The following is a 17,773-nucleotide window of genomic DNA, read 5'->3' on the forward strand; positions in this document are numbered from 1 at the left end:
GCGTTCCTCAGTTTGCATCGTTGCGCGGCGAAGAATGGGACGGGAAGACGCGCGGCAGCACGAGGCTGAACGTCGAGCCCGCGCCTGGCTGGCTGACCACCTCCACGCGGCCGCCGAGCAGCGCCGCCAGCTTGCGGCACAGCGGCAGTCCGAGACCTGTACCCTTGCTGCGCCGCTGCAGCGGGTGCTCGATCTGGCTGAACTCCTCGAAGATCAGCTGCAGGTTGTCCGGGCTGATGCCGATCCCGGTGTCGACCACCGCGAAGGTGATCGTGTCGGCGTCGGGGTCGTGGAAGGCCGACACGGTCACGGCGCCCTGCTCGGTGAATTTCAGGGCGTTCGAGATGAAATTGCGCAGCACCTGCGAGATCTTACCCTCGTCCGAGTCGAACGCCTCGGTGAAGGCGCACGGTTCGAAGACGAGGTCCACGCGCGCGTCGTCGACGAGCGGGCGCAGCATCGCCTTCAGCGCGCGGAACAGGTTGTCCACGACGACGGGCGCCACCAGCACCTCGACGCGTCCCGCCTCGATCTTGGCCAGGTCGAGCAGGTCGTTGACGAGTTCCGACAGGTCGGCCGCGGCGGCCTCGATATAGCGCACCTGGCGCTCCTGCTCCGGCGTCAGGTCGCCGTCCATGCGGTCGAGCAGCAGCTTGGCCAGCGCGCGGATCGACGACAGCGGCGTGCGCAACTCGTGGCTCGTGTTGGACAGGAAGCGCGACTTCATCTCGTCCGCCTTGCGCAACCTCTCGGCCTTGTCCTCGATCTCCGCGTACAGCGCGACGATGCCGCGGTTCGTGTCTTCCAGCTCGCGCGTCAGCGACAGCAGGTCTTCCTGGCGCTCGCGCAGCTCGGCCAACGTGGTGACCAGTTCGCGGTTCTGCAGCTGCAATTCGTTGTACGTGTTCGCGACGGGGCTGTCCTTCGCGAGCTGCGCCGCGATCGCGGCCAGGCGCGCGTTGTCCACGTGGGACTGCGGCGGCAGTGCCTTGCACATCGTGATCGTGGCTGTGCCCGCGCCGTCGTGCACGGCGTCGCAGTCGTCCATCAGGCGGTGCGCCGTGACGACGGCGTCGTCCGCCAGCGGGCCCGACGCGCCGGGGCCCGCGCTGATCGTCACTTCGAGCACCTGGCGCCGGCCGCCGTCGCGGATCAGGAATGCCGTGCGGCCGCCGAACGCGAGCTGGCATGCGCCGCGCGCCACTTCCGAGACGGCGGTCGCGATGCGCACCTGGTCCTGGTGCGAGAACCCGAGCAGGTGCGAGACCTGGCGCGCGCGCTGGCGCACGAGCACGACGTCCTGCTCGTCGTCCAGGCCCACGGCGAGGATGCGCTGCACGCTCATGACGTCACCTTGCGGCGCGCGACCAGCACCATCGCGTCGTCGCGGCGGCGGATGAAGTCGCGCATCAGCACGGCCGCCACGAGCGCGGGCGCGCGCGCGTGCAGGCCGGGATACGCGGCCAGGTCCCATTGCGACTGGATGCCGTCCGAGTACAGCACGCACAGCGCGCCTTGCGGGAACGGCGCCGTGAATTCCTGCACCTTGCGCATATTGTGGCCGACGATTCCGTTGTGCGAGACGAGCGCGCGGCGCGCGAGGCCGTCGTGGACGATGGCATTCACGTTGCCGATGCCGGCGAAGCGCACCTCGTCGCCACCGTAGTCGATGCGCGCCACCGACAGCGCCGCGCCGCGCGTGAGGCGCAGCAGGCCGTGCGCGGTGTGCACCACGTCGGCGGGCGTGTCGGCCGGGCGCTGTTCCAGCGCGCGGATCGCGCCCGCGGCGGCCTTCGCGGCTTCGGGGCCGTGGCCGAGGCCATCGACGCCGAGCAAGGTGGCGCCGCCGTGATTGCACGCGACGGCCCAGCCGTCGCCGCACTCTTCCTCGCCCGCGAGCGGCGTGCACAGGGCGCCCACTTCGACACCGCAGGGTTCCGGCGGCACGGCGCCCTGCCAGATGCGCATGAAGAACGCGCTGCCCTGGCCGTGCTGCGTCCAGACGTCGAATTCGTCGGCCTGGCGGCGCAGCGCGCCGAGGCCCGTGCCGGCCGTGCCGGCCGTCGAGACGCCGTCGCGCAGCGCGAATTCGATATCGCGGATGCCGGGGCCGTGGTCGATAGCGATCACGTCCACGCCCGGCATCGCCACGGCGGACTGTGTGCGCATGACGGTGACGGTGCCCTCGCCCGCGTGCTTGAGGATGTTGGTGGCGGCTTCCGTGATCACGATGGCGAGGCGCCCGGCCTTGACGTCGTCGAAGCCCAGCGCATCCGCCAGCTTCTGCCCCGCGCGGCGGGCGGCGGCGACGTCGCTGGCGTGGGTGATCGGGAAGTTGAGCTGCGGAGACAGCGACGTGATCAGCGTTTCCATTTGACGACCGACACCGCAGTGCCTTCTCCCGCACGGGAATCGATGTCGAACTCGTCGACGAGACGCTTGGAGCCGCCGAGGCCAAGCCCCAGGCCGCCGCCCGTCGTGAAGCCGTCGCGCAGCGCCATCTCGAGGTCGGCAATGCCGGGACCGTCGTCGACGAAGATCAGGCCGACGCCCTTGCGGAAGCCGTCCTCCAGCGCGTCGAGGTAGACGCTGCCGCCGCCGCCGTACTTCAGCGTGTTGCGCGCCAGTTCGCTGGCGGCCGTCACGAGCTTGGTCTGGTCGACGAGCGACAGCGCGATCGCGACGGCGCGCTCGCGCACGTGCTTGCGCAGGGCGACGACGTCCTCGTCCGACCGCAGCGACAGCGCCGTGCGTTCGGTGCGATGCTGGCGGTGCCGATCGAGCACTTCCGACTCGAAGCGGGCCGCGTTATCGAGAGCTGCGCTCATCAAAAATTAGTCTTTCCCAGCAGGGCCATGCCCTTCTCGACGTTGAGTGCCGTCTTCACGCCGTGCAGCGTGAGGCCCAGTTCGACCAGCGTGATGGCGACGGCCGGCTGCATGCCCACGACGACGGTCTGCGCATCGAGCACGCGCGCCATCGCGGCCGTGTTGCTGATCATGCGGCCGATGAACGAGTCGACGAGGTCGAGCGCGGAGATGTCGATCAGCACGCCCTTCGCGCGGTCGCGCACGATGCGTTCGGTGAGGTCGTCCTGCAGGGTCATCGCCAGGCGGTCGTGCATGTCGACCTGGATCGTCACCAGCAGCAGGCCGCCCATGCGGAGGATCGGGATGCGTTCCATGCCCCGTCCTTACGCGTGGCTGCGCTTGACGACCGACGTGCCCGTGCGCTCGAGCGCGACGAGGAACGCGTCGGCCAGCGTGGCCTTCGTGACGACGTCCTCGAGGTTCACGCCCAGGTGCACGATGGTCTGCGCGATCTGCGGGCGGATGCCGCTGATGATGCAGTCCGCACCCATCAGGCGTGCGGCCGCGATGGTCTTCATCAGGTGCTGCGCGACGAGCGTGTCGACGGTGGGCACGCCGGTGATGTCGATGATGGCGATCGCGGCGCCCGTGTCGACGATCTTTTGCAGGATGTTTTCCATCACGACCTGCGTGCGCGCGGAATCCAGCGTGCCGATCAGCGGCAGCGCGAGGATGCCGTCCCACAGCTTCACGACGGGCGTCGACAATTCCAGCAATTCCTGCTGCTGGCGCACGATGATCTGGTCACGGGCGCGCTGGAACACCTCGATCGTGTAGAGGCCCATCTTGTCGAGCAGCGAGCCGATGGTCCACGTCGCATTGGCCAGCCCGGCCGGATCGTTCGCGAAGCCCTCGTTCAGGTGCGTGAACAGCGGCTGCTTCAGCGAAAAGACGAAGGTCGCCGTCTCGCTCGGGGTCGAGCCGTTGCGGGCGCGGCTCGCCGAGATCTCGCTCAGGATGTCGCGCACCTCGTCCCACGAACGGTGTTCCATGTTCTGCAGTTCGCCGCCGCGCGTGGCCTGTGCGAACGCGGCCAGGAATTGCTGGCAGTGCTTGCGCAGCTGGTCTTTCGCGACCACGTTCGACCGCACCGTCAGGGCGCTCAGCTGCTCGGCCCATTCGGCGCCGATCTCGGCCTCGTGGTCCTGGATGAGCTGGCTGATGCGGTTGGCGTAGTCCTGGGTGGTCATCTGTTGTCCTTTTTCGTCGTGAAAGGTTACGCCGTTCGGACCATTTTACGATCCCGGCAATTCTGTCAAATGACCAACTATACCATCCATTGCCTGGGCAACACGACACGATAGGACTTTGAAAACTAAATTTATTTTTCAATACCGGCACCATGACGCCACATGTTCGGCACCATTTCAGCTCGGGGATATTTATGTTCGCGGATCCGGGGAGCATCCGAATTCGGTGCGTATGCACGTGCGGTGCGACGGCACGACGCATGCCGGCAAGACGCCGGAAGGGCAATGCGTGGGGAGGCGGGAGTCGTCCAGCGCCGAATCGGCTGGCACGGTGGGGAACTGGAGGGACCTACGTCATGCGGCGTCAGCGGGCGTCGCGTGGATGGCGACGCCCCTGTTCGGCACGGCGGCTCATACGGTGGCCGTGCGCTTGGCTTTCTGTGCGGCCGTCGGGCGCTTGCCGACGACGACGATCGTCATCATCGGTGCTTCAAAGACCGGCGCCTTCGCGACGATGGCCGAGCGGGCCGAGACTTTCAGCGGCGCGGCGGGCGCTGCGAACGCGTTCGCCATGGTGACGGCGACGAAGGCGGTTGCGACAAAGACGAATTCCATGTTTTTTGCGATGTTCATTTCTCTTCTCCGTTTCGTTGACTGTGAGCACATTATGGAAACGGATGAGATATAAATCCAATTCTATGTTCAAATACTGGTCATTCATGGATTTAATATATAAAGTACCAAGCACTGTCGAGATATCACCTTAACGAATAGTGCCTTCTCGCGTCATGAATAAGAGCGCCAGACAAGACGTGTCGACCTATGTCCACCGCATACGCTGATGCGCGAGCAGCGCAATGCTGGAAACAAGGAAACGATCGAACGCTCGTGGTGTACTTTCGGAAGAAGTTAAACTGGATCAAGGAAAATCGCTGCCCAGGTCACGATACTTCATAGATGGCCAAGAAATTTCCCATTCATCCGATACACCCGGAGCGCGTGTGCTGGGGTTGTGACAAATACTGCCCCGCGGATTCAATGGCATGCGGAAATGGTTCGGTGCGTACGCAGCACCCGGTGGAATTATTCGGTGACGACTGGCAGGACTGGGGGCTCGATTCGAAAGACACGCCCGATTCCGACTCCCGATAAACGCGCAGCCTTTTCCTCGTACTTCTAAGTATTGGCCAGTATCTCCTTGAGACCGCAACCCAAGATGCTTTCGAGTCGAGCCAACTGCTCAGGCTGCAAACGAGGTATTCCCGCGTTCCTCACCTCAAGCACAAACTTGCCGAAGGCGACGGGCCAGCCATAACGGAGCTCATTGAGCGAGACCTGATTTCCGCAACACTGTGCGCGCACATCGAGGCAGGCGAACTGTGACTGCCAGGCGGCGTCCATCGCAGTCGACCACCAGGCGTCAGCATCGGCCCCGCACGTCGGACAACAAACACCGTCCCAATTTTCTCCGGCGTCGACAAACATCACCGTTTCGCTGATCCGGGTCTCGATTGTCCCGGCGCTCGCGAGCTTCCCCAAAAAACGTACGGCTTCACAAGCCGCTTCCGCCTGCGGTACGAACGCGGGGTCATTCGGTACGTAGCGAAGGTAAGAATCTGACATGATCAATAAAGAAACGTCTCTGCTGTATTGCAACTCTAGCATCCCTTCAGTGCGATGGAGGAAGCGGCTCCAGTTCGCCGAATTCGGGACAAACGAGACATGTTGTCAGGCGTACGTGACGCCCCGGATGTCAGGCACAAAAAAACCGCCAGGCTCACGCACTGGCGGTTTTGTTCGGCTGAACAGCCGGCAGAGGCTTACTGCGCCGCTGCCACCGCGTCATCCGCGGCTGCTGCCTTCATCGACAGCTTCAGGCGGCCGCGCTCGTCGGTCTCGAGGACCTTCACGCGCACTTGCTGGCCTTCCTTCAGGTAGTCGGCGACGGCGTTCACGCGCTCGTTGGCGATCTGGCTGATGTGCAGCAGGCCATCCTTGCCCGGCATGACTTGCACGATGGCGCCGAAGTCCAGCAGCTTCAGCACGGTGCCGTCGTAGGTCTTGCCCACTTCGACGGATGCGGTCAGCTCTTCGATGCGGCGCTTGGCTTCCTGGCCGGCGGCGGCGTCGACCGAAGCGATGGTCACGATGCCTTCGTCCGTGATGTCGATCTGCGTGCCGGTCTCTTCCGTCAGCGCGCGGATGACGGCGCCGCCCTTGCCGATCACGTCACGGATCTTCTCCGGGTTGATCTTGATGGTGATCAGGCGCGGTGCGAAGTCCGACAGCTCGGTCTTCACGGACGGCACGGCCTTCTGCATCTCGCCCAGGATGTGCTGGCGGGCTTCCTTGGCTTGCGCCAGTGCCACCTGCATGATTTCCTTCGTGATGCCCTGGATCTTGATGTCCATCTGCAGTGCGGTGATGCCTGCGGTGGTACCGGCAACCTTGAAGTCCATGTCGCCCAGGTGGTCTTCATCGCCCAGGATGTCGGTCAGGACGGCGAACTTGCCGCCTTCCTTGATCAGGCCCATCGCGATGCCGGCCACGTGGGCCTTCATCGGGACGCCGGCGTCCATCAGTGCCAGGCAGCCGCCGCAGACGGAAGCCATCGACGAGGAACCGTTCGACTCCGTGATTTCCGACACCAGGCGGACCGAGTAGCTGAACTCTTCCGGCGACGGCAGCGCGGCGACCAGCGCGCGCTTGGCCAGGCGGCCGTGACCGATTTCGCGGCGCTTCGGCGTGCCCACGCGGCCCGTTTCGCCGGTGGCGAACGGGGGCATGTTGTAGTGCATCATGAAGTCGTCGGTGTACTCGCCCATCAGCGCGTCGATCTTCTGGCTGTCGCGGCCCGTACCCAGCGTGGCGATCACGAGGGCCTGGGTTTCGCCGCGGGTGAACAGCGCGGAACCGTGGGTGCGCGGCAGGACGCTGGTGCGGATCGAGATCGGACGCACGGTGCGGGTGTCGCGGCCGTCGATGCGCGGCTCGCCTTCCAGGATCTGCGAACGCACGACCTTGGCTTCCATGTCGAACAGGATGTTGCCGACTTCGGCCGCGTCCGCTTCGACGCCCTGCGCGGCCAGGCCTGCCAGCACTTCGGTCGACAGCGACTTCAGCTTTTGCTGGCGTGCCGATTTTTCGCGGGTCTGGTAGGCGTCGCGGATCTTCGCGTCGGCCAGTTGCGCGACTTGCGCGATCAGGGTTTCATTCTTCGGTGCCGGTGCCCATTCGACTTCCGGCTTGCCGCCTTCTTCGACCAGCGCGTGGATCGCGTCGATCACGGCCTTCATCTGCTCGTGGCCGTAGACGACCGCGCCCAGCATGACTTCTTCCGACAACTGCTGCGCTTCCGATTCGACCATCAGCACGGCGTGTTCGGTACCGGCGACGACGAGGTCCATCTGCGACGTCTTGAGCTGCGTGGTGGTCGGGTTCAGGATGTACTGGCCGTTCGCGTAGCCGACGCGCGCCGCGCCGATCGGGCCGTTGAACGGGATGCCGGCGATGCACAGGGCGGCCGAAGCGCCGATCATCGACGGGATGTCCGGATCGATTTCCGGGTTGACCGACAGGACGTGGATGATCACCTGGACTTCGTTCAGATAGCCCTCCGGGAACAGCGGACGGATCGGACGGTCGATCAGGCGCGACGTCAGGGTCTCCTTCTCCGACGGACGGCCTTCGCGCTTGAAGAAGCCGCCCGGGATCTTGCCGGCCGCATAGCTCTTCTCGATGTAGTCGACGGTCAGCGGGAAGAAGTCCTGGCCCGGCTTCGCGTCCTTCTTGGCCACGACGGTGGCGAGAACGACGGTGTCTTCCACCGACACGAGGACGGCGCCGCTGGCCTGGCGAGCGATTTCGCCGGTCTCCAGGGTCACGGTATGGTCGCCGTACTGGAAGGTTTTCGTAACTTTGTTAAACATGGGTAATCCCTTTCTATTTGCCGACAGATTTTCAGGCGCTGTCGTTCACCTCACCACGGGTTGCCGCTCTCGACGACAACCTTTGCTACAGGAAAAACTTCAACGACGACCAAAACGAAAAATGCCCGCGGCAGTAAAACTGACGCAGGCATTTCGAAGCTTGAGCCGTCTGGCGCAATGCTCGGGAACTGCTGATTACTTACGCAGGCCGAGTTTGGCGATCAGGTCGCGGTAACGGTTCAGATCCTTGCGCTTCAGGTAAGCCAGCAGGCTCTTACGACGGTTGACCATCATGATCAGGCCACGACGGGAGTGGTGATCCTTCTGGTGTTCCTTGAAGTGGCCGTTCAGTTCGTTGATGCGGGCGGTCAGCAGTGCAACCTGGACTTCCGGCGAACCGGTGTCGTTCTGGCCACGTGCGTTGTCCGCGATGATCGCGGCCTTGTTGATGTTTTCTACGGTCATGATGTTGCCTTTCACATGCGGTGCAAGAGTCGGAACCCAGCGCACCGTGAATTAATAAAAAACCTGGCCGGAAGGCCAAGACCGGGAAGTATAGGTGAAAAGACGTGGCGAGGCCAGTGTTTCCTCGTCTTCCGTTACAATCCCCGGGTTGGCGATGCCATTTCGGCATGCCCGAAAGGCATACGACCATGACCACCCCGATCAAGAACACTGTCGTCGTCCTGGCGCTCGGCGCCGCCCTGTCCGCCTGCGCCTCCTTCAACCGCACGCCGCCGGCCGGCACGCCGCTGGCCGACGTGACCGCCAAGCTGGGCAAGCCCGACGCCGTCTATCCGATTCCTTCCGGCGGCCAGATGCTGGAATACCGGGGGCAACCGATGGGCCAGTTCCAGCACATGGCGCATATCGGCGCCGACGGCCGGCTCATCTCGTACGAACAGGTGCTGACGACCCAGAACTTCGCCAAGATACAGCCGGGGAACTGGACGAAGGACGACGTGCTGCGCAGCTTCGGCCGCCCTGCCGAGGCGTCGCGCGACCGCGTGGACGGCGGCGAGGTCTGGTCCTACCGCTACAAGCAGGACGGCGTCTGGCCCGCCTACATGAACGTCTATTTCAACGGCCGGGGCGAAGTGCGCCGCACGGACAATACGCCGGATCCGGTGCTCGACGACCGCTCGAAAGGCCTGTGAATCAACGGAGGACTGCGATGCCCGCCCCTTCCCGCACAACCTGGCGCACAGCCGGCCTGATGGCCGCCACGGTGCTCGCCCTGTCGGCCTGCGCCACCGTGTTCCGGCAACCGCCGCCCATCGGTGCGCCGCTCACGGCCGTCACCGCCGCGCTGGGCCAGCCCGCCGCGACGTATCCCGAGCCGGATGGCGGCCAGGTGCTCGAGTACCGCGGCCAGCCGATGGGCCAGTTCCAGTACATGGCGCGCATCGGCCCGGACGGCCGCCTGATCTCGTACGAGCAGGTGCTCACCAGCGAGAATTTCGCGCAGGTGAAGGTCGACCACTGGACCAAGGACGACATCCTGCGCCACTTCGGCCGCCCCGCCGAGGTCTCGCGGGTGTACGTGCACGACTACGAAGTCTGGTCCTACCGCTACAAGGAAGCGGGTGTATGGAACTCGCTGATGAACGTGCACTTCGACGCTCAGGGCATCGTGCGCCAGATGCTCAACGGGCCCGACCCGATGTACGACGAGCGCTTCCGCCACCGCTGACCCCGCCAAGGCGCCGGCCCCGGCGCGACAATGTGTGAGAATGCCGCGCCCGCCGCCCGCTATACTCGGGCGACATGAGCGCCACCGTTCCCACCTTCCTGCCGCCGCGTGACCGCCGCCCAGTCGGCCTCGCGGTCACCATCGCCATCCACGCCCTCCTGCTGCTGGGCTGGCAGCTGACGCGCCGGGCCCCAATCACCCCCGCGCCCGATCCCGTCCGCACGACGATCCAATGGATACGCTTGCCCGCGCCGCCCGCCCGGCCGCAGCCGCGCCGCGAGGACGAAGCGCGCCCGGAACCCGCGCGCGTACCGGCGCATGCGCCCGCGCGGCCAAGCGCGATCACCTTGCTGCCGCTTCCGTCCGTCCCGGTCGTACCGGCCGCACCGCCCGCCGCCGCGGCGCCGCCCGCATCCACGTCGGCGGCACCGGCGGCCGGTGCCGATGCGGCCACCCTGCTCGAACGGGCGCGCCGCGACGCGGGCGCCGTCGACCGCGCGCTGCGCAAGGAAAATTTTCCTTACATCGTGGCCCCACTGGACAGCCCGCAGATCCGTATGCGCAAAGGGATCGCGGCGGCGGCCCAGATGGAGCCCGGCATGGACGAACTGGTCAACAACACCGGCGACGGCGCCCGGCGCACGCGCATCGTCACGGGCGGCCAGACCTATTGCATGACGGAGCGCTCGCCCGCGGCGAGCATCGACATGATCGAGAAGCACGGCAAGTGGCGCCAGACCAACTGCCCGGCGCACGAGTCGACCGCCAACGGGCAGGAGTGGCGCACAGCCCGGGATTGAGGGCCGCCACCTCAAGCGTGCCTGCCCGACAGACCTGCTGCGTCGCAGCAATTTTATCGACTAAACGCCGGCGAGCCCGGCTTCGACGACAGCCACTCCCGGCCGTGGGAAACCATGATGCAGGTCGCGTATTTCGTCCGCACGATTGAAAAAGCGGTTGAAATGTCATCGAAATCGTCTAGTCTTACGAACTCGCGCCGGGACGCATTTTGCGCCGAGCGCGATTGTGCGATGCAAAATTTCTGACAGAAATTATTTCCTAGCATTTTTATGCTGACGCATCGCCCCTCACACAGCGGATACACTTTTTATGAGGTCATCCATGTTCCTATTCTCGCAAGCGGTTACCCCCGCAGTCCGTTCGCACCTGGACGCCCAGGTCGCCTTCCTCAACGACATGTCGAAAACCTGGTCGCGTTCGATCCAGAGCATCGTCGAAGCGAACATCCAGCTGAGCCAGACCTTGCTCGAAGAGAGCAATCTCGCCAGCCAGCAAATGTGGACTACCAATCACCCGACGGAGGTCATCTCCGCCGCCGCCGCGCGCGCTCAACCGGCCGCGGAAAAGCTGCGCGCCTACCAGCAGCACCTGACGCGCGTCGTCGCGGACTCGCAGGCCGAGATGGCCCGCGTGGCCGAGCAGCACGTGCCGGAAACGTCACGCACGGCCCGGACACTGGCCGACGAGGTGGCGCGCGCCGCCTCGGAAGAAACGCAAAAGAGCCTGCGCACGCAGCAGGAAACACTGAAGAATTTCCGCGATCCATTCCAGGAAGCGCGCGCCAACGGCAGCGCACAGCGCGGCAATCTGCAAAGCGGCGGCAACGGCGCCGAATCGCGCAGTCACGCCGAAGCCGGTACGCCGGAAGGCACGTACCGCGGCAGCGTCCAGGGGAGCCCGCAATCGGGCCAAGGCAAGGGCGCAAGCAAGGCGAGCTGACCCTCGCCGCCGACGACACGGGGCCATGCGCCGTCGCGCGCACGGCCCCGCTCGGCGCAACGCCCCGCGAGGGGCGTTGTCGTATGCATGGCCGGGCGATCAGCGCCGCTCGCTCGGGTCGAGGGGTTCCTCGTCCGTCTGGATGATGCTGACGGGCTTGCCCTTGGCGAGGCGCCAGAAGTAGATCGTGTAGCCGGACAGGCCGTACACGACGAACAGCGGCCACAGGATGACTTGCGGCGCGATCGCCAGCAACGCGAGGCCCAGCGCGATCAGGAACACGACGATGAACGGTACCGACTTGCGGAAATTCACGTCCTTGAAGCTGTAGAACGGAATGTTCGAGACCATCGTCAGGCCGGCGAACAGCGTGATGGTCCACGAAATCCAGTCGACCTTGCGCGCGTCGATGTTGATGTCCGGGTCGCTCATGAACATCACGACGCCGACGACGAGCGCGGCGGCGGCCGGGCTCGGCAAGCCCTGGAAGAAGCGCTTGTCGACGACCTCGATGTTCGTGTTGAAGCGGGCCAGCCGCAGCGCGGCACCGGCGCAGTAGACGAACGCGGCGATCCACCCCAGCTTGCCCAGGCCGCGCAGCGACCATTCGTAGATGACGAGTGCCGGGGCCGCGCCGAACGACACCATGTCGGACAGGCTGTCGTACTGGGCGCCGAATTCCGATTGCGTGTTCGTCAGCCGGGCCACGCGGCCATCGAGGCTGTCCAGCACCATCGCGATGAACACGGCCCAGCAGGCATGGTCGAAGCGCTGGTTCATCGCCATCACGATCGCGTAGAAGCCGCCGAACAGCGCGGCCGTCGTGAAGGCGTTGGGCAGCAGGTAGATGCCCCGGCGCGGGCGGGCCGGGCCGGTCCGGCCGGGGCGACCGAAGCGTGGCGCCTTGATGGCGCCGGGTTTGCGGCGTCGGGGTAGTGTCGGCATAGGTTTCTTTTTCTTAAGCAATGCGCAGGGTCCGCGCGACGACACCATTATATCGGTCGCGCCCCTCTGTTAGCGAACTACTACCGGTCACGTCAGCGGAATTTCACCTTGCCGACGAGGCGCATCTGCAAGGTCGTCTCGCCCGGCTCGAAGCTCGGCTCCGGCATCTCGGCCACGTCGGCGCGCTTGGCCGACATCCGCATCAGCGCCGGTGCCGCCTCGGCCTGGCCGCCGGCATAGTTGCCGCTGCCTTCGAAGTCGACCGTGTCGATGACGGCGTCGTTCACGTTGCGGCCCATCGCGCGCGCGATCGATGCGATGCGCTCGTTCAGGTTGCGGTACGTGGCCGCGATGCGCTCGTCGTCCAGGCGCTTCGCCAGTTCCGGGCTCACGTGGTAGTCGATGCCGTTCAGGTTCAGCACTTTCTGCGCGGCCGCGGCGGTCTTCGGCAGCGCCTGCAGGTTGCGCGTTTTGACTTCGAGGTACTGGCCCACGCGCCAGCCGATCGGCACGCGGCGCACGGCCGGATTCGCCAGCGGACGGGGGCCGTCCGGCACTTCCGGATAGACGGGCACCGTGTAATAGCCAACCGTCTTGAGTTCCGCCTGCGGGTCTTCGCGGCGCACGATCTCGGTGCCCTGCTTCATCTTCTGGTTGACGCGCGCGGTGGCAGCCGCACGGTCCTTGTCCTGCTCTTCGACGGCGAAGCTGACGGTCGCCTCGTCGTTCGCATGCTTGACCTCGCCGAACGCGGGCACGATCACGAGGGTGCCGCTCGTGGTGGCGGCCGCCGGCGCGGCCTGGGCGTGCACCTGCGCGGCCAGCGCAAGGCTCAGTGCGGTCAACAGGACCCGTTTTTTGATGGACATTGTTGTTCTCCTTGATTCGGTTCGCGGCGCGGTGCCGCGGCAGGAGAACGATAGCCGGTTTTGCGACAAAGTCGAGTTTATGTAATGGAAAGTTGCAAATGAATGCAAACGAGGGACACAAAAAAAATCGCCCCCGCAAGCGGAGGCGATTTTTACATCAGCGGAAGCCGATCAGTTCTTCGACTGGTCGACCAGCTTGTTCTTGGCGATCCACGGCATCATCGCGCGCAGCTGTGCGCCGACCGTCTCGATCTGGTGCTCGGCGTTCAGGCGACGACGCGAGATCAAGGTCGGTGCGCCGGCCTTGTTTTCCAGGATGAACGACTTGGCGTATTCGCCGGTCTGGATGTCCTTCAGGACGGCACGCATCGCGTTCTTGGTGTCTTCGGTCACGACGCGCGGGCCGGTGACGTATTCGCCGTATTCCGCGTTGTTCGAGATCGAGTAGTTCATGTTGGCGATGCCGCCTTCGTAGATCAGGTCGACGATCAGCTTCAGTTCGTGCAGGCACTCGAAGTACGCCATTTCCGGCGCGTAGCCGGCTTCCACCAGCGTCTCGAAGCCGGCCTTGATCAGCTCGACGGCTCCGCCGCACAGCACGGCCTGCTCGCCGAACAGGTCGGTTTCGGTTTCTTCACGGAAGTTGGTTTCGATGATGCCGGCCTTGCCGCCACCGTTGGCCATCGCGTACGACAGGGCGATGTCGCGGGCTGCGCCCGACTTGTCCTGGTACACGGCGACCAGGTGCGGCACGCCGCCACCCTGGCGGTAGGTGCCGCGCACGGTGTGGCCCGGGGCCTTCGGTGCGACCATGATCACGTCGAGGTCGGCGCGCGGCACGACCTGGCCGTAGTGCACGTTGAAGCCGTGCGCGAACGCCAGCACGGCGCCCTGCTTGATGTTCGGCTCGACGTTGTTCTTGTAGACGTCGGCGATGTTCTCGTCCGGCAGCAGGATCATGACGACGTCGGCGTTCTTGACCGCTTCGTTGACTTCAGCGACCTTGATGCCGGCCTGCTCGACCTTGCCCCACGAGGCGCCGCCGCGGCGCAGGCCGACGGTGACGTTGACGCCCGATTCCGTCAGGTTCTGGGCGTGTGCGTGGCCTTGCGAGCCGTAGCCGATGATGGCGACGTTCTTGCCTTTGATGAGGGAGAGGTCGCAGTCTTTGTCGTAGAAAACTTTCATTTTGTATCCTGTTTGCTTAATTATTTATATCGTTAATGTCGCCGCGGGTCTGCCGGCGTCACGCGTGGGCACGGGGTGCCCACCCTACGTTTCGATCGAGGTCTCTGGCCGATCACACCTTGAGGATGCGCTCGCCGCGGCCGATGCCGGAACCGCCCGTGCGGACGGTTTCGAGGATCGAGGCGCGGTCGATGGCGTCGATGAAGGCGTCCAGCTTGGTCTTCGCGCCCGTCAGCTCGATCGTGTACGTTTTTTCCGTCACGTCGATGATGCGGCCGCGGAAGATGTCGGCGGTGCGCTTCATTTCCTCGCGCTCCTTGCCCACTGCCCTGACCTTGATCAGCATGAGCTCGCGCTCGATGTGCTGGCCTTCGGTGAGGTCGACCACCTTCACCACTTCGATGAGGCGGTTCAGGTGCTTGGTGATCTGCTCGATGATGTCGTCCGAGCCCGTCGTCACGATGGTCATGCGCGACAAGGTGGCGTCTTCGGTCGGCGCCACGGTCAGCGTCTCGATGTTGTAGCCGCGTGCCGAGAACAGCCCCACGACGCGCGACAGCGCGCCGGCTTCGTTTTCCAGCAGGACGGAGATGATGTGTCGCATTACAGGTCCTCCGATCCGAGCAGCATTTCCGACAGGCCCTTACCCGTCTTGACCATCGGCCAGACGTTTTCGCTGCGGTCGGTAATGAAGTTCATGAACACCAGGCGGTCCTTCATGGCGAAGGCATCGCGCAGCGCGCCCTCGACGTCGCCCGGCTTCTCGATGCGCATGCCGACGTGGCCGTAGGCCTCGGCCAGCTTCTCGAAGTCGGGCAGCGAATCCATGTACGACTCGGAATAGCGCGAGCCGTAGTCGAGTTCCTGCCACTGGCGCACCATGCCCAGGAAGCGGTTGTTCAGGAGGATGATCTTCGGCGTCAGGTGATACTGCTTGCAGGTCGCGAGTTCCTGGATGTTCATCTGGATGGAACCCTCGCCCGTGATGCAGGCCACGGTCGCGCCCGGGTTCGCCATCTGCACGCCCATCGCGTACGGCAGGCCGACACCCATCGTGCCCAGGCCGCCGGAGTTGATCCAGCGGCGCGGCTTGTCGAACGGATAGTATTGCGCGGCCCACATCTGGTGCTGGCCCACGTCGGACGTGACGTAGGCATCGCCGCCCGTCACTTCCCACAGCTTCTCGACGACGGACTGCGGCTTGATGAGTTCATCGGAGGTCGCATAGCGCAGGCAGTCGCGGCCGCGCCACTCTTCGATCTGCTGCCACCATTTCTGCACGGCCGGATTCGGACGCTGTTCGGCGGCATCCAGCTGCGACAGCATTTCGATCAGCACGTCCTTGACGTTGCCGACGATGGGGATATCGACCTTCACGCGCTTCGAGATCGACGACGGGTCGATGTCGATGTGGATGATCTTGCGGGGGTTGGTCGCGAAGTGCTTCGGGTTGCCGATCACGCGGTCGTCGAAGCGGGCGCCGATGGCGATCAGGACGTCGCAGTGCTGCATCGCCATGTTCGCTTCATACGTGCCGTGCATGCCCGGCATGCCGACGAACTTCTTGTCGGTGGCGCGGTAGGCGCCCAGGCCCATCAGCGTGTTCGTGATCGGGAAGCCGAGCTTCTCGACCAGCTTGTTCAGTTCGTTCGATGCATTGGCGAGGATGACGCCGCCGCCCGTGTAGATCATCGGACGCTCGGCCGCCAGCAGCAGCTGCACCGCCTTGCGGATCTGGCCGGCGTGGCCCTTGTCGACGGGGCGGTAGGAACGCATCTCGACCTCTTTCGGGTACGAATACGTCGCCTTCTGCATGCTCACGTCCTTCGGGATATCGACGAGCACAGGGCCCGGACGGCCGGTGCGTGCGATATAGAAGGCTTTCTTGATCGTATCGGCAAGGTCTTTGACGTCCTTGACGAGGAAATTGTGTTTCACCACCGGGCGCGTGATGCCCACGGTGTCGCATTCCTGGAAAGCGTCCTGACCGATCGCCGCGGTCGGCACCTGGCCGGAAATCACGACCATCGGAATCGAATCCATGTATGCGGTGGAGAGGCCGGTGACGGCATTGGTGACGCCCGGACCGGACGTGACCAGGCAAACGCCGACTTCGTTCGAGCAACGCGAATACGCGTCGGCCGCGTGCACGGCTGCCTGCTCGTGGCGTACCAGGATGTGCTGGAATTTGTCCTGCTTGAAGATGGCGTCGTAGATGTAGAGAACCGCTCCGCCGGGGTAACCGAAGACGTGCTTCACGCCCTCTTCCGCCAGGCAACGGACTACGATCTCAGCGCCCGTGATGGGAGCTGCTGCGTCGTTACTCATGATACGTTTCCTTTCAAAACCCATAGGGAGATTGATCGGATGCTCGTCCCTGACGAGATACGTGTCACGCAACAGTGCTCATGCTTCCCTTCTTTCTGCGGTCACGTCGATCTTTCAGGATGCCGTAGGATCCTTACGAACCGGCGCTGGACGCAACTCGTTCGGCTTGAGTTACTGTAGCGGAATGCGAATCTCTCGCGCTTGTGGCACGGGTTGGAGCAAACTGCCTACATTGTGAAAGCGCGTCATGCCGAGGTTGACGTTGTGTGACAAGCTGGCTTGACAATAAGCTTCGGGGGTGCAAAGCGTTCCATACCTTACTGCGTTGCACCATTCTGGTCAAGATAAATAATTATTTTTTCATGACATTTGGGCGGTGCCGGCTCAAGCCGTATCGTCGGGCAACCACGCGCCGGCACCGGGCCGTGCCGCAAGGCGTGCCATCCAGACCGCGACCGCCGGATAGTCGGGACGCTCGCGCATCGGCGTCTTGCGCCACCGGTGCGCGGACAGGCCCAGCACGACGTCGGCCAGCGAGAATGCCGCACCGGTCACATAGTCGCCCGCCGACGCCAGTTGCCGTTCGAGCAAGCCCATCTGCCGGTTCCAGCCGGCGAGGCTCGCCGCGATCAGCTCCGGATCCTGGTGCGCGGCACTGCCCCGCACGAGCCCCATGAACGCGTAGCGCCACGCATTGTTCAACTCGGTCGCCTGCCAGTCCATCCACTGCTCCACTTTCGCCCGCGCCACCGCATCGACAGGGAGCAAGCGCCCGTCACCGTAGCGCGTGGCCAGGTAGCGGCAGATCGTGTTCGACTCCCAAAGCACGACGGCACCGTCGCCGTCGACCAGCACCGGCACCATCGCGTTCGGATTCAGCGCGACGAACGCCGGATCCTGCGTCGAGCGGAAACCGCTGCCCCAGTCCTCACGCTCGAACGGGAGGCCGAGTTCCGCGCAGGTCCACAAGACCTTGCGCACGTTGATCGAACTTGCCTTGCCGAGGACTCGCATCATGCCT

At 64.5% G+C, this 17,773-nt stretch carries 20 protein-coding genes; 5 read left to right on the forward strand and 15 right to left on the reverse strand.

Annotation, left to right across the window (positions count from 1 at the left end; translation table 11 throughout):
- Nucleotides 1–7 precede the first annotated feature (7 nt).
- The 6 genes from NX784_RS08635 to NX784_RS08660 form a co-directional block, all read right to left on the reverse strand.
- Nucleotides 8–1,345: an ATP-binding protein gene (locus NX784_RS08635; RefSeq protein ID WP_258816251.1), complete on the reverse strand. Its 1,338-nt coding sequence runs from the start codon at nucleotides 1,343–1,345 to the stop codon at nucleotides 8–10.
- The gene (locus NX784_RS08640) at nucleotides 1,342–2,373 is read right to left on the reverse strand and encodes an ATP-binding SpoIIE family protein phosphatase (protein ID WP_258816252.1); all 1,032 of its coding nucleotides are present in this window, start codon (nucleotides 2,371–2,373) and stop codon (nucleotides 1,342–1,344) included. Before NX784_RS08640 ends, NX784_RS08635 begins: the two co-directional genes overlap by 4 nt.
- Nucleotides 2,361–2,828 carry an anti-sigma regulatory factor gene (locus NX784_RS08645; protein WP_258816253.1) on the reverse strand — a complete coding sequence of 156 codons (468 nt, stop codon included), beginning with the start codon at nucleotides 2,826–2,828 and terminating at the stop codon, nucleotides 2,361–2,363. Before NX784_RS08645 ends, NX784_RS08640 begins: the two co-directional genes overlap by 13 nt.
- On the reverse strand, nucleotides 2,828–3,184 hold the full coding sequence (locus NX784_RS08650; protein WP_258816254.1) for an STAS domain-containing protein: 357 nt from the start codon (nucleotides 3,182–3,184) through the stop codon (nucleotides 2,828–2,830). The genes NX784_RS08645 and NX784_RS08650 overlap by 1 nt, the downstream gene beginning before the upstream one ends.
- 9 nt (nucleotides 3,185–3,193) lie before the next feature.
- Complete coding sequence (locus NX784_RS08655) at nucleotides 3,194–4,060, reverse strand: STAS domain-containing protein (RefSeq protein ID WP_258816255.1); 867 nt, start codon at nucleotides 4,058–4,060, stop codon at nucleotides 3,194–3,196.
- A gap of 411 nt (nucleotides 4,061–4,471) precedes the next feature.
- Nucleotides 4,472–4,693, reverse strand: a complete 222-nt coding sequence (locus NX784_RS08660; protein ID WP_258816256.1) for a hypothetical protein — start codon at nucleotides 4,691–4,693, stop codon at nucleotides 4,472–4,474.
- 324 nt (nucleotides 4,694–5,017) lie between these two features.
- On the opposite strand from NX784_RS08660, the gene NX784_RS08665 reads away from it, so the two are divergent.
- Nucleotides 5,018–5,212, forward strand: coding sequence for a DUF3079 domain-containing protein (locus tag NX784_RS08665; protein WP_258816257.1), 195 nt, complete (start codon nucleotides 5,018–5,020; stop codon nucleotides 5,210–5,212).
- Between the two features lie 24 nt (nucleotides 5,213–5,236).
- Here the strand turns inward: NX784_RS08665 and NX784_RS08670 are convergent, their stop codons facing one another.
- From NX784_RS08670 to rpsO, 3 genes are all read right to left on the reverse strand, one after another.
- Nucleotides 5,237–5,725 carry a hypothetical protein gene (locus tag NX784_RS08670; RefSeq protein ID WP_258816258.1) on the reverse strand — a complete coding sequence of 163 codons (489 nt, stop codon included), beginning with the start codon at nucleotides 5,723–5,725 and terminating at the stop codon, nucleotides 5,237–5,239.
- Nucleotides 5,726–5,880: 155 nt separating this feature from the next.
- Nucleotides 5,881–7,989 carry a polyribonucleotide nucleotidyltransferase gene (pnp, locus tag NX784_RS08675; protein ID WP_258816259.1) on the reverse strand — a complete coding sequence of 703 codons (2,109 nt, stop codon included), beginning with the start codon at nucleotides 7,987–7,989 and terminating at the stop codon, nucleotides 5,881–5,883.
- A 195-nt stretch (nucleotides 7,990–8,184) separates the two neighbouring features.
- Nucleotides 8,185–8,454, reverse strand: a complete 270-nt coding sequence (rpsO, locus tag NX784_RS08680; protein WP_036230908.1) for a 30S ribosomal protein S15 — start codon at nucleotides 8,452–8,454, stop codon at nucleotides 8,185–8,187.
- Between the two features lie 188 nt (nucleotides 8,455–8,642).
- Between rpsO and NX784_RS08685 the strand changes: the two genes are divergently transcribed.
- From NX784_RS08685 to NX784_RS08700, 4 genes are all read left to right on the forward strand, one after another.
- The gene (locus tag NX784_RS08685; protein WP_258816260.1) at nucleotides 8,643–9,146 is read left to right on the forward strand and encodes a hypothetical protein; all 504 of its coding nucleotides are present in this window, start codon (nucleotides 8,643–8,645) and stop codon (nucleotides 9,144–9,146) included.
- Between the two features lie 17 nt (nucleotides 9,147–9,163).
- Nucleotides 9,164–9,682 (forward strand): hypothetical protein, encoded by a 519-nt coding sequence (locus NX784_RS08690; protein WP_258816261.1) that lies wholly within the window; start codon nucleotides 9,164–9,166, stop codon nucleotides 9,680–9,682.
- Nucleotides 9,683–9,756: 74 nt separating this feature from the next.
- A complete protein-coding gene (locus NX784_RS08695) occupies nucleotides 9,757–10,482 on the forward strand; it encodes a hypothetical protein (protein WP_258816262.1) in 726 nt (241 codons plus the stop codon).
- Between the two features lie 322 nt (nucleotides 10,483–10,804).
- Nucleotides 10,805–11,422, forward strand: coding sequence for a phasin family protein (locus NX784_RS08700; protein ID WP_258816263.1), 618 nt, complete (start codon nucleotides 10,805–10,807; stop codon nucleotides 11,420–11,422).
- Between the two features lie 99 nt (nucleotides 11,423–11,521).
- On the opposite strand, the gene pssA is transcribed toward NX784_RS08700, so the two are convergent.
- The 6 genes from pssA to NX784_RS08730 all read right to left on the reverse strand — a co-directional run bounded on the left by pssA (nucleotide 11,522) and on the right by NX784_RS08730 (nucleotide 17,769).
- Nucleotides 11,522–12,367, reverse strand: a complete 846-nt coding sequence (gene pssA / locus NX784_RS08705; protein WP_258816264.1) for a CDP-diacylglycerol--serine O-phosphatidyltransferase — start codon at nucleotides 12,365–12,367, stop codon at nucleotides 11,522–11,524.
- A 92-nt stretch (nucleotides 12,368–12,459) separates the two neighbouring features.
- On the reverse strand, nucleotides 12,460–13,236 hold the full coding sequence (locus NX784_RS08710; protein WP_258816265.1) for an SIMPL domain-containing protein: 777 nt from the start codon (nucleotides 13,234–13,236) through the stop codon (nucleotides 12,460–12,462).
- Nucleotides 13,237–13,407: 171 nt separating this feature from the next.
- Nucleotides 13,408–14,424: a ketol-acid reductoisomerase gene (gene ilvC, locus NX784_RS08715; RefSeq protein ID WP_166858916.1), complete on the reverse strand. Its 1,017-nt coding sequence runs from the start codon at nucleotides 14,422–14,424 to the stop codon at nucleotides 13,408–13,410.
- A 112-nt stretch (nucleotides 14,425–14,536) separates the two neighbouring features.
- Nucleotides 14,537–15,028 carry an acetolactate synthase small subunit gene (ilvN, locus tag NX784_RS08720; protein ID WP_056136997.1) on the reverse strand — a complete coding sequence of 164 codons (492 nt, stop codon included), beginning with the start codon at nucleotides 15,026–15,028 and terminating at the stop codon, nucleotides 14,537–14,539.
- A complete protein-coding gene (locus tag NX784_RS08725; RefSeq protein ID WP_258816266.1) occupies nucleotides 15,028–16,752 on the reverse strand; it encodes an acetolactate synthase 3 catalytic subunit in 1,725 nt (574 codons plus the stop codon). The genes ilvN and NX784_RS08725 overlap by 1 nt, the downstream gene beginning before the upstream one ends.
- Nucleotides 16,753–17,136: 384 nt before the next feature.
- Nucleotides 17,137–17,769: a glutathione S-transferase family protein gene (locus NX784_RS08730; protein WP_258816267.1), complete on the reverse strand. Its 633-nt coding sequence runs from the start codon at nucleotides 17,767–17,769 to the stop codon at nucleotides 17,137–17,139.
- Nucleotides 17,770–17,773: the final 4 nt, after the last annotated feature.

Origin of the sequence: Massilia pinisoli (assembly GCF_024753285.1) — a bacterium.
Classification (GTDB): Bacteria; Pseudomonadota; Gammaproteobacteria; order Burkholderiales; family Burkholderiaceae_D; genus Telluria; species Telluria pinisoli.